We start from the raw sequence: 14,541 nt of genomic DNA on the forward strand, positions 1-14,541 counted from the left end.
GTCCCGCCGGGGGCTCGAGGCCGAAGGGAACACATCGTGAACGATGCGCCGCGCCCGCAATTCGAAGACGTAGCAGACGTCCTGCGCCATCAGCTGAGCCGCCGGACCGCGATCGGAGGCGGTGCGGCCGCCCTGACCGCCTTCCTCGCCGCTTGTTCCGGTAAAGGCTCGTACTCCGACAAGCCGGCCAACAAGCCCGCCGCCACCAAGTCGGTGCAGATCGGCAAGGCGAACATCCCGACGCCGCGCGACCAGACGGTGACGATCGCCCAGGTGGACTACACCGTCTACAACAGCTGGAACGGGTTCATCCCGAACGGCATGCCGCACTCCGCCGGCCTGGAGACGCTCGCGCAGGAGCCGATGTTCCTGCTCAACCTGGCCACGGGTGAACTCGTCAACTGGCTTTCCACCGGCTACAAGTACAACGCCAATTTCTCGGAGCTGACCTTCACCTTCGACCCGAAGGCGAAGTGGAGCGACGGGCAGCCGCTGACGTCCAGCGACTTCAAGTTCACCGTCCTGCTGCTCAGGGATCGCAAGGATCTGCTCGGCGGCGGGGGTGACCTGTCGGAGTTCGTGAAGGACGTCGAGACGCCGGACGCGCACACCGCGGTGATCAAGATGGTCAAGCCGACGCCGCGGCTGCACTACGGATTCATCGCCGCCATCGCGGGTCCGCAGTACTCGATCATGCCCGAGCACATCTGGAAGGGACAGGACCCGACCAAATTCCGGGCGAACCCGCCGGTCGCCAGCGGGCCCTACGTTTTGAAGCAGGCGATCCAGAGCCAGAAGATGTTCGTCTGGGAACGCAATCCGGACTACTGGAACAAGGACAAGCTCGACCCGGCGCCGAAGTACGTGATCTTCCAGAGCACCGCCAAGCAGGCCGACTCGGCGGCACTCGCCTTCGAGCGGGCGGAGTTCGATGTCGGCTCGATCGACGAGGAGCACGCCAAGCAACTGCGCAACACCGGCTACCCGAACCTGGTCACCACGCAGTTCCATGACCCGAACCCGCGGGTGTTCTGGCTGAACAACGACCCGGCCCGCGGGGTGATCGCCGAGCCGAAGATGCACTGGGCGATCAACTACCTGATCGACCGGGACAAGATCGGCAACAACATCTGGCCGGTGAAGGTGCCGCCCGCGCAGTACCTGTGGGCCGACTACCCGAGCAACGACAAGTGGACGAACAAGGAGCTGGCGGAGAAGTACAAGTTCGAGTACTCGCCGGACAAGGCCGTGAAGCTGCTCGACGAGATCGCACCGAAAGGTGCCGGCGGCAAGCGGATGTACCAGGGCAAGGCGATCAGCCTGGAGATGATCACGCCGTCGCCGGTCGACGGGCAGGAGTACGCGATCGGAAACCTGCTGAAGACGGAGCTGAACAAGGTCGGGGTGCCGACCACGCTGCGCAGCCTGAGCGGGTCGGTGCACGACGAGAAGTTCCAGCGCGGTGAGTACGACATCGACTCCCAGTGGGCCGGTGCCGCCTTCGACCCCGAGCAGCTCTACACCGACTGGGAGAGCAGCAAAGCCAAGAAGATCGGCGTGAACGCCGTCGACAAGAACAAGGCGCGGTTCCGGGACCCGAAGCTGGACGAGCTGTCGGCCAAGCTGGCCCAGCTCGATCCGACCAGCGCGGAGGCCAAGCCGTACCTCGACCAGGCGCTGGAGATCTACTTCCAGAAGCTGCCGCTGATCCCGACCATCCAGACCGGCTACCCGTCGTACTTCAACACCACGTTCTGGACCGGCTGGCCGACCGACGACAACCTGTACCAGGTCCCACTCAACTGGTGGCCGCACTTCCTGTTCGTCCTCGGCAAGCTGAAGGCCACCGGTCAGAAGGGCCCGTCGTGACCGCGGCGGCCCCGCCCGCGGAGGCCGTCGAGGCGTCAGCAGAGAGCGCTCCCCGTAGCGGGCTGCGCCCCTGGCTGTCGCGGCATCCGCTGGCGGCGTACGCATTGCGCCGGTTCGGGTTGTACCTGATCGAGCTGTGGGGCGCGCTGACCGTTGCGTTCTTCTTCTTCCGGATGATCCCGGGCGACCCGATCCAGACGCTGATCCAGACCCTGCAGCAGAACTACGTCTACAACCAGCAGGCCAGTGCGGAGGTGATCGCCCGGTACCAGCACGAGTTCGGGCTCGACGGCAACATCTTCACGCAGTACCTGAAGTACATGAACAACCTGATCCTGCACGGAGATCTGGGGCCGTCGCTGATCAACTATCCGACGCCGGCGCAGAACGTGATCCTGCATTCGTTGCCCTGGACAATCGGTTTGCTCGGCATCTCCGCGGTGCTGGCGTGGGGGCTGGGCATCATCGTCGGCGCGGTCGCCGGCTGGCGACGCGGCAAGGCGGGTTCGGCGATCATCACGAACCTGTCGATCGCGCTCTCGCACGTTCCGTTCTTCTTCGTCGCGCTGATCCTGGTCTACGTCTTCGCCTATTCGCTCGGGATGCTGCCCGCGCGATCGGCGTACGACTCGAACATCAGTCCTGGGTTCAGTCCGGCATTCATCGGTAGCGTGCTGAAGTACGGGTTGCTGCCCGGGTTGTCGATCGTGGTGATCGGTGCGTTCGGCTGGATCCTGTCCACCCGGATGCTGATGGTCCCGGTGCTCGGCGAGGACTACCTCACGTACGCCGAGGCGAAGGGCCTCAAGCCGTGGCGGATCCTGACCCGCTACGCGCTGCGGAACTGCTATCTGCCGCAGGTGACCGCGTTCGGCATCTCGCTCGGCTTCATCTTCAACGGCAACGTCCTGGTGGAGCAGCTGTTCAACTATCCCGGGCTCGGGACCACTCTGGTCACAGCGATCCAGCAGCTCGACTTCAACACGATCCTCGGCGTCACGGACATGGCGATCTTCTCGGTACTGACCGCTGTGCTGCTGCTCGACCTCCTCCTGCCTCTGCTTGACCCTCGGGTCAAGTACTGGAAGTGATGACGATGCGACTGCTGACCGCCGTACTGCGAACCGTCCGCGACAGCAGGCGATTGGCGACGGGACTGGTGATCCTGGCGCTGATGGTGCTGCTCGCCGTCTTCAGCCCGTTGATCGTGCATTCCATCGGCCACGGCAACGACCCGATAGCGCTCGCCGCGTACCAGAAGTGGCTGGTGCCGTCGCCCGATCACCTGCTCGGCACCGACCAGTTCGGCCGCGACGTGCTGGCGATGGTGGTGAGCGCGATGTCGGTGTCCTTGCAGATCGGCGCGATCGCCGGGGTGATCTCGACCGTGGTCGGCGTGATCGTCGCGTTCGTCGCCGGTTACAAGGGCGGCTGGGTAGACGGAGTGCTGTCCACGTTCACCGGGATCCTGCTGGTGATCCCGACGTTCCCGCTGCTGATCGCGCTCTCCGCGTACGCCAAGAACGTCAGCCTGTTCCAGGTCGGCGTGATGATCTCGATCTTCAGCTGGCCGTTCGCGGCGAAGACGATCCGCTCGCAGGTGCTCAGCCTGCGGTCGCGGCCGTACGTCGACCTGGCGCGGGTGAGCAAGGCGCGTGACCTGGAGATCATCGGCACCGAGCTGCTGCCGAACCTGTTGCCGTTCATCGGCGTCGGGTTCGCGTCCTCGGCGCTCGGCGCGATCTTCGGCCTGGTCGGCCTGGAGGTGATCGGGCTCGGCCCCGGTGGCGTGATCGACCTCGGCCAGATCATCTTCAACGCGATCAACACCGGCGCGCTGACGCTGGGCGCGTGGCCGATGTTCGTCGTACCGATCGTGTTGCTGACCTTGCTGTTCGCGGCTTTGAACATGGTCAACATCGGGCTCGAAGAGGTCTACAACCCACGGCTGAGAGGAGTGGCCGGTGAGTGACACAGAGCCCAGCAAAGACACCGTGCTGGAGGTCAACGGCCTCGAAGTCACCTACTCGACCAACCGAGGCGATGTGCGCGCTGTGGACGGCCTGGATCTGTCCGTACGCCGGGGCGAGATTCTCGGTATCGCGGGGGAGTCGGGCAGCGGCAAGAGCACGCTCGCGGTGGCTCTGCTCCGGTTGCTCAAGCCGCCCGGCCGCGTGACGGCCGGGAGTGTCGTCTTCCGTCCGGCCGGGCAGTCGCCGGTCGACCTGCTGAAGATCCACGGCGAGCAACTCCGGGTGCTGCGGTGGAGCGCTCTCTCCTATCTCCCGCAGGGCTCGATGAACTCCCTCAACCCGGTGATGCGGATCCAGGACCAGTTCCGCGACGTCATCCTGGAGCACGCGCCGGAACGCAAGGAAGCGCTCTCCGAGCTGATCCCGCGGTTGCTCGGCCAGGTCGGCCTGGAGCCGCGGGTGGCCCGGATGTACCCGCACGAGCTGTCCGGCGGGATGAAGCAACGCGTCCTGATGGCGATCTGCGTCGCGCTCGAACCCGACCTGGTGATCGCCGACGAGCCGACGACCGCGCTCGACGTCACCATCCAGCGGGTGATCCTGCAGAGCCTCGCGGATCTGCGCCGCGACTTCGGCGTCACGCTGATGGTGATCTCGCACGACATGGGCGTGCACGCACAGTTGGTCGACCGGGTGGCGGTCATGTACGAAGGCCGGCTGGTCGAGGTCGGCGACGTCCACCAGGTCTTCAAGGACCCTCAGCACTCCTACACCCGGCAGCTGATCGATTCGATCCCGAAGCTCGGAAGGAGAGCGTCATGAGCGTCATCGAGCTGCAGGGCGTCGAGCAACGCTTCCACGCCCGCGGCACCCCCGACGGCTACCTGACCGCCCTCAAGGACGCCACCTTCACCCTGCAGTCCGAGCCGCCCCAGATCGTCAGCCTGGTCGGCCAGAGCGGCAGCGGGAAGTCGACCATCGCCCGCAACATCCTCGGTCTGCAGAAGCCGACCGCGGGCACCATCAGTTTCGACGGCAAGGACATCTTCAAGCTCTCCCGGGCGGAGTACGACAACTACCGCCGCAACGTGCAACCGGTCTTCCAGGACCCGTATTCGATCTTCAACCCGTTCTACCGGGTAGACCGCGTGCTGTGGAAGGCAGTGAAGAAGTTCGGCCTCGCGCCCGACCGCACCAAAGGCCTCGCGATGATCGAGGAATCGCTCGACGCCGTCAGCCTCGATCCCGCAGGCGTCCTCGGCCGCTACCCGCATCAACTCTCCGGCGGCCAGCGCCAGCGCATCATGCTGGCCCGGATCCACATGCTCCGCCCGGCGTTCGTGATCGCCGACGAGCCGGTGTCGATGCTGGATGCCCAGATCCGCAAGACGTTCCTCGACATCCTGCTGGACTTCCGTCGCGACCACGGGATGACGACGCTCTTCATCACCCATGACCTGTCCACCGTTTACTACCTCGGCGGCGGGGTGATGGTGATCAACAAAGGCTCCATCGTCGAGCGAGGCGCGGTGGAGAGCGTGATGCACGAGCCCTCCCACCCCTACACCCAGCTGCTCCTCGACTCCATCCCGCAACCGGACCCCGACCAGCGCTGGACCAACCGCATCCACGTCGACGACTCCGGCACCCAGACCCCGGACTCGGCGCCGCAGGAGCCCGTAGTGTGACGGGTGGTTGCTGAGAGCAAGCTGAGCCGGGTGTCGGTGCCCGCGGGGGTTCCGGGCCTGAGACAGTGGTCGGGTGATTCTTGCTCTGGTGGGTGCGTTCGGTGCGGCTGTCCTGTACGGCGTGGGCACAGTCCTGCAGGCCGAAGGGCTGCGCCGCTCGGCCCGCTCGACAGCCACCACGTGGTGGGGACGGATCCAAGCAGGCTGGCTGTACGCCGTGGGCCTGGCGCTCGACGGAGCCGGATTTCTCGCCTCCGTGGCGGCCCTGAGATCGCTCCCGCTGTTCATCGTCGAGTCGGCCGTCGCGTCGAGTGTGGCCGTGACCGCGATCCTGGCCGCGATCTTCCTCGGTGGACGGCTCGATCGGCCGACCGTCCTGGCGCTGGTGGTGGTCGGCATCGGACTGGTCGGTCTCGCGGCGAGTGCCGTCGAAGGGCCGGCTAAGGCACTCAGCGGATCGGCCGCCGTTCTGCTGCTTCTGCTCACGGTTCCGACAGCGGTTCTCGGGTTGGTCGGCTACCGGCTGCCGGCCGAGCGCGGAGTGGCGCTGCTGGCCGTCGTGGCCGGGCTGGGATTCGGCGGCGCCGGGGTTGCGGCCCGGACGCTGAGTCTCGACGGCTGGAAAGTCCTCACAGATCCGGTCGCCTGGTCCCTGGTGGTCTACGGAGGTCTCGCCCTGGCAGCCTTCGGGCTCGCCTTGGAACGCGGTTCCGTCACGGTGGTGGCGGCGGTGACCTTCAGCATCGAGACCGTTGTACCGGCGGCCGTCGGGCTGATGTGGCTGGGTGACGAGGTTCGGCACGGGTTCGCCTGGCTGACCGTGCTCGGGTTCGTGTTGACGCTGGGTGGATCGGTCCGGCTGGCCAGGTTCGCGGTCCTCGAGCCATGACCAGGCAGCGGATGGCGGTGGTGACCGTCGCGATGATGCTGTGTGCAGCCGGGCTGCTCGCCACGCTCGGCGCGGGTGGCACTGCCGACCGGGAGACCACGAGTCTTCCCGCGACGCCATCACCCGGCGGGAAGCCGTTGCGGGTGCTGGCACTGGGCGACTCGGTGACCGCTGGAGCTGCTTGTGGGTGCACAGCGTTTCCGGCGATCTATGGCCGGCTGCTGAGCCAACGGACCGGAGTACAGGTCACTGTCGAGAATCGCGGGGTGAGTGGTCTCGATTCGGAAGGTTTGCTGCGGCAGCTGGACCAGCCGGCCGTGGCGAAGGCTGTCGGGTCGGCCGACGTCGACCTGATCACGATCGGCGCGAACGACTTCGGCGACCATCATGACGAGGTGGTGGCCGCATCGTGTTCGCGGGACTGTGTGAGCGAGGAACTGGACGAGCTGTCCGGCACGCTGCGCCACATCCTGCAACGCATTCGCCAACTCCGTGCCGATCGGCCGACCACGGCCTTGGTGACCGGCTACTGGAACGTCTTCGAGGACGGCCAGGTCGCCCGGCAGAACTTCAGCGCCGACGGAATCGCCGCGACCGTCGAGCTGACGAAGCGGGTGAACGCGGTCGTCGCCGCGGCCGCGCTCGCTGAAGGCGCGACCCCTGTCGACCTGGCCGGCCCGTTCCAGCGCGACGACGTCACCGAACTGCTCGCCCCGGACGGCGATCATCCCAACGCGGCCGGGCACCGCCTGGTGGCCCAGGTTCTGCTGAAGGCAGGCTTGCCCGCGATGAGGTCACGACCATGACGCGGCTCCTCGCCGGCAGGTGGCCGTTGCTGGAGGCAACATGATGGCCCTGCTCGCGGCGGCCAGGCGCCCCGGCGTGCGGGGCCGGTCGACGGCTGCGGCTGTCGTGGTGGTCGCGGTGGCCCTCGCGATCGGTGCGGTGGTCCTGGTGCTGTTGCTGCAACGGGCGTTGATCACCAGCGTCTCCGACGCGGCCGACGGCCGCGCGTTCGAGATCGCGAGCCAGGTGCAGGAGGAGGGACTGGCCGGGCTGAGCCAGGATCTGCTCGAGAACACCCGGGCCAGCCAGCTCATCCAGGTGCTGGAACCCGACGGCGACGTGGTCGCCAGTTCGTCGTCCCGGACGGCCGCCAGGCCACTCAGCACGCTCCGGCCCGCAGCGGGCCAGGTCCTGCGCAGCCAGGTCGGCGAGATGCCGCTGCTCGATGACGAGCACGCCTATCTCGTCGTCGCCAGAGGGGCTCAGCACGAGGAGACCCTGTACACGGTCGTCGTCGCCTCCTCGATCGAGGCGCAGCGCGAGACGGTCAGCACGGTCGCGGAGTACCTGCTGATCGGCTATCCGCTGCTGTTGCTGCTGGTCGGCGCGGCGACCTGGGTTCTGGTCGGCCGCGCGCTCCGGCCGGTCGAGCGGATCCGGGCGAGGGTGCACGGGATCGGCGCCGACCAGTTGTCCGAGCGGGTCCCGGTGCCGCCGACCCAGGACGAGATCGCCCGGCTGGCCGTGACGATGAACGAGATGCTCGATCGCCTGCAGACCGGCCAGGAGACCCAACGGCGGTTCGTCGCGGACGCCAGCCACGAGTTGCGGTCGCCGATCGCCACCCTGACGGCCGCCCTGGAGGTGGTCGTCGCCGACACCACGGGGCGGGCCTGGCAGGACCTGCAGTTGGTGATGGGGGCCGAGACGGAACGGATGCGGCGGCTCGTCGAGGACCTGCTGCTGCTGGCCAAGGCCGATGACGAGGGCCTGCGGATGCGTCGTACGGACGTCGATCTGGACGACCTGGTGGAGGCAGAGGTACGCCGGCTGCGGAGCGGCTCCGGGCTGGAGGTTCGCCAGGACGTCAGCGCCGTCCGGGTGTCAGGGGATCCGGACAAGCTCAGCCAGGTGATCCGCAACCTCGCCGACAACGCCGCCCGGGCGGCCAGGTCGGTGATCCTGTTCTCGCTCTCCGCCGAGAACGGCCAGGCGATCCTGACGGTCGAGGACGACGGGCCGGGCGTGCCCGCCGCCGAGCGGTACCGGGTGTTCGAGCGGTTCGTCCGGCTGGACGCGAGCCGGGACCGCGGCAGCGGCGGCTCCGGGCTCGGGCTGTCCATCGTCCAGGAGGTGGTCCGCGGCCACGGCGGGACGGTCCGGATCACCGAGTCGTCCTTGGGCGGGGCCAGGTTCGTAGTCACCCTTCCGGCGGAGGGGGCCGGCTAGGCCACCCGGTGTGCCGGTGTGACCCGGGAGTGGCTGCCGAGGCCCAGTTGGTCGCACAGCCACGGGAAGACGTAGGCGAAGGCCTCCTGGGCGAACTGCCAGTTGTGGGTGCCGGGAAGGATGGTCACCTTGGAGACGATTCCCTGCTTCTTCCCCGCGGTGGCCAGCAGGTGCGCCTCGTGGGTGTGCAGGCGTTCCTGTGAGCCGTCCAGGAACTGCCCGGTCAGTGCGAGGTAGTGGCTGTGCCGGGCGATCACGGTCAGCGGGTCGTGCGCCGCGTACGCCGCTGCGGACCCACCGAACAGGTTGGCGATGGTCTGCGCCTTGTCGCCGGTGTTCGGAGCCAGGTCGCCGGAGATGTCGACGAAGTGGCCGAAGATGTCCGGGTGCTCGGTGGTCAGGCCGATGGCACAGGTGCCGCCCATCGAGAAGCCGGCCACCGCCCACGAGCTCGGATTCCTCGAGGCTCCGAAGGTCGCGCTGATGTAGGCCGGGATGTCGCGGAACAGGTGATCCTCGGCCTGCCCGTGCGGCCCGTTGACGCATTCGGTGTCGTTGCTGAACTGCGCGGTGGCGTCGACGAACACCAGGATCGGCGCGAGCCCGTGGTGGCGGGCCGCGTAGGCCTGGGCGGTCTTGACCGCGTCGCCGATCCGGACCCAGTTCTCCGGCTTGGAGTGCTCGGCGCCGATCATCTCGACCGCCGGCAGCACCGGGTGCCGCGGACCACGGAACCACACGGGCGGGAGATAGACGAGCTCCTGGCGGTGGGTGAACCCGCTCGGTACGGCGGGAACGGTCACCACGACCAGTTCGCCCGAGCGGGCTCCGGCAGGATCCGGCCTGCCCTTCACCTGTGACAACGAGACCTGCCCAGGGACGGTGTCTCCCTGCAGACCCGAGACCGCGTCATTGACGGTGGGGAAGTAGCCGACGAACTGGTTGATCCCGTTGGCGCCGACCACGGCGGCCAGCACCGCCGCGACGACGGCGGTCAGTCTCCGGTGCCATCGCGCGCTGGACCAGCCGACAGCCAGCACCAGCAGTGCACCGAACGCGGCACTGAGCCAGATCCAGACCGTCACCGGCAAGGGATCGGTCATCCCGACGGACGGCGCGACGACCCAGGCAGCCAGCGCTCCGAACAAGACGGTGCAGGCAGCTATGATCGGGACCCGACGGGTGCGCCAGCGCGGATCCCGCCATCCGACCGCCACGATCAGGGCCAGCCCCGCGCCGAGCTGCAGAGTCAGCGGGAGCCAGCCGGTCAGCAGTGATACCTGGTCAACCATTCGTGCCTCCGTCGCGCCCCAGGACTCCCGCTGTGCGGGGACTCGTTCGCCGTTTCCTCAACGGATGAGATCCTCTCCAGGTTCCGGCACCGGCCGGGTCAGGTAGGCGACCGTGCCGACGATGATGAGCCACGTCATGGCGACCAGCCAGCCGGCCAGGACGTCGGTCGCCCAGTGGTAGCCGAGATAGAGCCGGCTCAGGCCGATGCCGAGGCTGATCAGTGCCGCGCCGAGGACCACGCTCACGCGGGCGCGCCGGGACTGGAGCCCGCCGAGCACCAGCGCCGCGACGGTGCCGAAGAAGACCGCCGAGTTCAGGGTGTGGCCGGACGGAAAGGCGTAGCCGGTGTCCACCGGGCCCAGGACGTAGGCGATCCCGGGCCGATGCCGGCCGACCAGCGACTTGAGGCCGGTGGTGAGCACCGCCGAGCCGGCCATTGCTGCCAGCAACAGTCCTGGCGCGCGGTACGAGCCGGTCCGGCGCCAGAACAGGTACGCCGCCACCACCACCAGGACGCACAGGACGGGGACGTCGCCGATGAAGGTCAAGGCCCGGGCCAGGTCGGTCAAGGGGGTGGAGCGCACTCCCAGGACGTCCGTGGTCAGCCGCGGATCGAATGCCGCCAGCCCGTTGGACTCGGTCGCGCTGTCTGCCAGTCCAGCCACCGCGGTCGTGCCGGCGACGGCCATGACCGCGCCCGCCACCGGTACGGCGTACTGACGCCGCGAGGCGGTTCGCCCGGTGACCGGGGTCGGTTCAGCCACCGTCGGTCGCCAACCGGTAGCCCATGCCGCGGACGGTCTCGATCGTGTGCCGCCCGAACGGTGCGTCGAGCTTCAGCCGCAGGTAGCGGATGTAGACCTCGACGACGTTCGGGTCGCCGTCGAAGGCCGGATCCCAGACGCTCTCCAGGATCTCCATCTTGGTCACGGTGTCGCCGCGGTGCCGCATCAGGAACTCCAGCAGGCCGTATTCGCGCGGCGTCAGCATCACTTCCTGCCCGGCTCGCTCGACCCGCTTGCGGGCCGGGTCCAGGGTCAGGTCGCCCGCTACCAGCACCACTGGCCGTTCCGGGCCGCCGCGCCGGATCAACGCCCGGAGCCGGGCGACCAGGACCAGGAAGCTGAACGGCTTGGTGAGGTAGTCGTCCGCGCCGAGGTCGAATGCGTCCGTCTGGTCGTACTCGCCGTCCTTCGCGGTCAGCATCAGCACCGGAGTCCAGACGCCGCGGTTGCGCAGTTCCTCGAGCACCTTGTAGCCGTTGACCTTGGGCAACATGATGTCGAGCACGATCACGTCGAAGCTGCTCTCGCTGGCGGCCCAGATCGCGTCCTCGCCGTCGTGCACGAGTTCGACCACGAATCCGGCGTCGGTCAGGCCACGGCGGACCGTATCGGCCAGCCGCACCTCGTCCTCCACTATCAGCACTCGCACCTGACCAGTGTGCCGCCGCTTCACTGAGAATCCGCTGAGTGCGCTCCCTGCGGCCGAGTTCGCGGTCGGTCAGGAGCCGGCGCGCAGGGTCGCGAAGAGATCGTCCGCCGCGACGGTGCGCCCGCGTTCGACGAACCATTCCCGGCCGAGCGCCCGCCGGAACAAGGCAGGCGGCAGCCTCAGCAGCAGCGACAGGGTTCGCGCTCCCTCGTCAGCGCTGGCCTGGCTCGCATGGGCCCGCATCGCCGCGCGCTTCGCATCGGCGTACCGGCGGACGTCGATGCGGTGGGTGATCTCGCTCGTGGCCGCGTACGCGGTGTCGTAGTCCGAGCTGCGAACCTCCGGAAGGATGCCGGGCAGCAGTTCGACCAACCGGATCAACCGCCGGATCGCGGTCCGGTCGATCGTGGCCTCCAGCACCAAAGGGGTGCCGGCCAGCCGGGCCGCGGCCAGGCCCGCGGTGTGGACCTGCCGATGGTCGGGATGCCCGTAGCCGCCGGCCGGGTCGTAGATCGTCAGCGCGTCAGCGCGTTCCTGGCGTAGCAGCGCGGCCAGCGGCGCGGCCGCCTGCTCGACGGGCAGGCCGCTGAAGGAGTCCCGCGCCGGCCTGTCCGAGCGCGACCAGCCCGAGTCGGGAAAGCCGAATCGCACGACCCGGGCACACCCCAGAGCGGCCGCGGAGCGGTCCAGTTCGTCGCGGCGGCGTTCGGCCAGGCGGCCGTCGGCACGGTACGACCCGGCGGCGAGGCCGGCTTCTCCATCGGTCGCCACCGCGAGAACCACCCGGTGTCCCTCGGCCGCGGCGCGAGCCAGGGTGCCACCGGTGAGGAGCACCTCGTCATCAGGATGCGCGTGGAAGGAGACCAGCGTGTAGGGCACCTGCCGAGCATCGCACGAACCGCGCGGCCACCAGGTCGGCCCTCAGCGGTCTCTCAGCGCCCGCCTTCCACGATGGGTCGAACAGACCGGCCCCCGATCGAGAAGACGACATGGCGAAGTCAGGCGCATCCCAGCGAGTGGCCGTCTCACTCTTGGCGGCAGCGGCGACGGTGGGACTTGTCGTGCTGCTGCCGCGCACGGTCGGTACGACGTGGCGCCTGGTCACCGGGTCGCTGGCCAGGGTCTCCCTGCTCGAGCTCGCGCTGCTCGGCGGCGTGTGGATCGCCGGGTTGTGCTCGCACTCGTTCGTGCTGGCGGCATCGCTCCCCGGTCTGACCAAGCGGCGCGGCCTGACGATGAGCCTGACCGGCAGTGCAGTGTCGAACGTGCTGCCGTTGGGTGGCGCGGTCGGGACCGGGCTGAACTTCGCGATGACCCGACGCTGGGGTTTCACTGCAGCAGCCTTCGCAGCCTTTCTGGCGGTTTCCACCCTGGTCAACGTGCTGGCCAAGCTCGGAGTCGTCGCCATCGCGCTGGCGCTCAGCCCGGCGCTCGGCAGTACGACGGCGCTGCCGGCCGGGTGGACCGGCCTTCTCCTGTTGCCGGTGCTGGCAGTACTTGGTCTCGTCCTCTGGATTCTCGGCAGCGGGCCGGTCGCCGAGCGCACCGGCCGGGCGCTGGACCGGGCCATCGGCCTGGTCCGGTCCGGCCGCCGATCGAGTCTCGGGTCCTCCCTCCCCGAGTTGAGGCTGTCCGTTCTGCGCATCGTCCGGCGCAGCTGGCGTCCACTGAGCCTTGGCATGCTCGCCTACCTTGGCCTGCAGGCAGTCCTGCTCTGGCTCTGCTTCCGAGCTGTCGGAGCCTCGCTGGGGCTTCCGCTGCTGATCACCGGGCTGGCGGTCGAACGACTGCTGACGCTCGTCCCGGTCACGCCGGGAGGTGCCGGCGTCGTCGAGGTCGGCACCATCGCGGCGCTGGTGGCGCTCGGCGGTGACCCACCCCTCGTCACCGCCGGGCTGCTGCTGTTCCGCGGTTTCACCTACCTGCTGGAGATACCAGTCGGCGGCACGACGCTGGCCGTCTGGCTGGTCTGCCATCGCCGTCCGGTGCGCGCCGGATGAGGATCGCGCTCGTCAGCGACTGCTACCTGCCCCGCCTGGGTGGCATCGAACTGCACCTTCACGACCTGGCGGCGCAGTTGCGGCTGGCCGGTCACTCTGTCGCCGTCTTCACTCTCACCGGTTCGGCAGAGCCCGATCAGGGCCCGGTGTTCCGGCTGCCGGCGATCGGCGACATACCGTTGCCCGAGGCAATCGACCGGCTCCACCGCGAGCTGTGCTCAGGGGCGTACGACGTCGTTCACGCGCACACCTCGTTCTTCTCGCCACTGGCGTGGAGCGCGGCGCGGATCGGCGCGGCGGCCGGCGTACCGACGGTTCTCACGCTGCACTCGCTGCCGGCGGCCAGGGGGATGCTGGCTCCGCGGCTGCTGGCCGCCCTCGACGCGCGGCTCGGCCGGCGGGTGTCGTGGACGGCGGTCAGCGAGGTGGTCGCCGCGTCACTCCGAGGGACCTTGCCCGGGCGCCCGGTCGAGATCCTCCACAACGGCATCGATCCGGTGCCGTGGCGCCGGATCGGGCACGGCGACAGCACGCTGACGGTGGTCAGCACGATGCGGCTGGTACGGCGCAAGCGCCCGCTCGCCTTGCTCCGGGTTCTCCAGGACGTCCGGTCGCAGCTGCCGGACCAGTTGCGCCTGCGGGCGGTGATCATCGGCAGCGGCCCGAAGGCTCCGGCGCTGGCCAGAGCCGTCGAACGACGTGGCCTGGCGGACTGGGTCGACCTCCCCGGCCGGCTGCGGCGAGAAGAGATCCAACGGCTCTACGCCGACGCCGACATCTTCCTCGCACCGGCCAGGCTGGAATCGTTCGGGGTGGCGGCGCTGGAGGCACGGTGCGCCGGGCTGGTGGTGGTGGCGATGGGGTCGGGCGGCGTCGGTGAGTTCGTCCGCCCCGGACTGGAGGGGTTTCTCGTCGACTCCGATCCGGAGATGGCCCGCGTCACCGGCGACCTGCTGAAGGACCCGGTCCGGCTGCATCGGATGCAGGCGCACAACCGGCGGACGGCGTCCGGCATGGCCTGGCAGACCGTGATCGGCAGGCATCTGCAGCTCTACCGGCAGCTCGCTCCTCAGCCGGCGCTCAGCGCTTCGGTCCTAACGTCGCATGTCATGGACTTCGAGGCCTACCACCCGACGGAGCCGGCTCGATGAGCACCGCGA

The 14,541-nt window shown here is 68.5% G+C and carries 14 protein-coding genes; 10 read left to right on the plus strand and 4 right to left on the minus strand.

Going from position 1 to position 14,541, the window contains the following annotated elements:
- Window positions 1–36 precede the first annotated feature (36 nt).
- The 8 genes from DIZ26_RS05180 to DIZ26_RS05215 all read left to right on the plus strand — a co-directional run bounded on the left by DIZ26_RS05180 (window position 37) and on the right by DIZ26_RS05215 (window position 8,654).
- On the plus strand, window positions 37–1,869 hold the full coding sequence (locus tag DIZ26_RS05180) for an ABC transporter substrate-binding protein (protein WP_112238230.1): 1,833 nt from the start codon (window positions 37–39) through the stop codon (window positions 1,867–1,869).
- Window positions 1,866–2,960: an ABC transporter permease gene (locus DIZ26_RS05185; protein WP_112238232.1), complete on the plus strand. Its 1,095-nt coding sequence runs from the start codon at window positions 1,866–1,868 to the stop codon at window positions 2,958–2,960. The genes DIZ26_RS05180 and DIZ26_RS05185 overlap by 4 nt, the downstream gene beginning before the upstream one ends.
- A gap of 5 nt (window positions 2,961–2,965) precedes the next feature.
- Entirely contained in the window at window positions 2,966–3,841 is an 876-nt protein-coding gene (locus DIZ26_RS05190; RefSeq protein WP_232828152.1) for an ABC transporter permease, read from the plus strand.
- On the plus strand, window positions 3,834–4,664 hold the full coding sequence (locus tag DIZ26_RS05195) for an ABC transporter ATP-binding protein (RefSeq protein WP_112238236.1): 831 nt from the start codon (window positions 3,834–3,836) through the stop codon (window positions 4,662–4,664). Before DIZ26_RS05190 ends, DIZ26_RS05195 begins: the two co-directional genes overlap by 8 nt.
- Window positions 4,661–5,530: an ABC transporter ATP-binding protein gene (locus DIZ26_RS05200; protein ID WP_112238238.1), complete on the plus strand. Its 870-nt coding sequence runs from the start codon at window positions 4,661–4,663 to the stop codon at window positions 5,528–5,530. Before DIZ26_RS05195 ends, DIZ26_RS05200 begins: the two co-directional genes overlap by 4 nt.
- A gap of 73 nt (window positions 5,531–5,603) precedes the next feature.
- Window positions 5,604–6,419, plus strand: a complete 816-nt coding sequence (locus DIZ26_RS05205) for a hypothetical protein (RefSeq protein ID WP_157979586.1) — start codon at window positions 5,604–5,606, stop codon at window positions 6,417–6,419.
- Window positions 6,416–7,225 carry an SGNH/GDSL hydrolase family protein gene (locus DIZ26_RS05210; protein ID WP_112238242.1) on the plus strand — a complete coding sequence of 270 codons (810 nt, stop codon included), beginning with the start codon at window positions 6,416–6,418 and terminating at the stop codon, window positions 7,223–7,225. Before DIZ26_RS05205 ends, DIZ26_RS05210 begins: the two co-directional genes overlap by 4 nt.
- Before the next feature lie 40 nt (window positions 7,226–7,265).
- Window positions 7,266–8,654, plus strand: a complete 1,389-nt coding sequence (locus DIZ26_RS05215) for a sensor histidine kinase (RefSeq protein ID WP_112238600.1) — start codon at window positions 7,266–7,268, stop codon at window positions 8,652–8,654.
- Here the strand turns inward: DIZ26_RS05215 and DIZ26_RS05220 are convergent.
- From DIZ26_RS05220 to DIZ26_RS05235, 4 genes are all read right to left on the minus strand, one after another.
- Window positions 8,651–9,946: an alpha/beta hydrolase gene (locus tag DIZ26_RS05220; protein ID WP_112238244.1), complete on the minus strand. Its 1,296-nt coding sequence runs from the start codon at window positions 9,944–9,946 to the stop codon at window positions 8,651–8,653. The genes DIZ26_RS05215 and DIZ26_RS05220 overlap by 4 nt on opposite strands.
- A 57-nt stretch (window positions 9,947–10,003) precedes the next feature.
- A complete protein-coding gene (locus DIZ26_RS05225; protein ID WP_112238246.1) occupies window positions 10,004–10,711 on the minus strand; it encodes a phosphatase PAP2 family protein in 708 nt (235 codons plus the stop codon).
- Window positions 10,704–11,381 (minus strand): response regulator transcription factor, encoded by a 678-nt coding sequence (locus tag DIZ26_RS05230; RefSeq protein ID WP_112238602.1) that lies wholly within the window; start codon window positions 11,379–11,381, stop codon window positions 10,704–10,706. Before DIZ26_RS05230 ends, DIZ26_RS05225 begins: the two co-directional genes overlap by 8 nt.
- Window positions 11,382–11,450: 69 nt before the next feature.
- A complete protein-coding gene (locus DIZ26_RS05235) occupies window positions 11,451–12,260 on the minus strand; it encodes a PIG-L deacetylase family protein (protein ID WP_112238248.1) in 810 nt (269 codons plus the stop codon).
- A 110-nt stretch (window positions 12,261–12,370) separates the two neighbouring features.
- Here DIZ26_RS05235 and DIZ26_RS05240 point away from each other — a divergent pair, with 110 nt between their 5' ends.
- Both DIZ26_RS05240 and DIZ26_RS05245 read left to right on the plus strand, forming a co-directional pair.
- The gene (locus DIZ26_RS05240; RefSeq protein WP_112238250.1) at window positions 12,371–13,381 is read left to right on the plus strand and encodes a lysylphosphatidylglycerol synthase transmembrane domain-containing protein; all 1,011 of its coding nucleotides are present in this window, start codon (window positions 12,371–12,373) and stop codon (window positions 13,379–13,381) included.
- Complete coding sequence (locus DIZ26_RS05245; protein ID WP_112238252.1) at window positions 13,378–14,532, plus strand: glycosyltransferase family 4 protein; 1,155 nt, start codon at window positions 13,378–13,380, stop codon at window positions 14,530–14,532. The genes DIZ26_RS05240 and DIZ26_RS05245 overlap by 4 nt, the downstream gene beginning before the upstream one ends.
- The last annotated feature ends 9 nt before the right edge of the window (window positions 14,533–14,541 follow it).

The sequence above is a fragment of the Kribbella monticola genome (genome assembly GCF_003261635.1).
Lineage (GTDB): Bacteria > Actinomycetota > Actinomycetes > Propionibacteriales > Kribbellaceae > Kribbella > Kribbella monticola.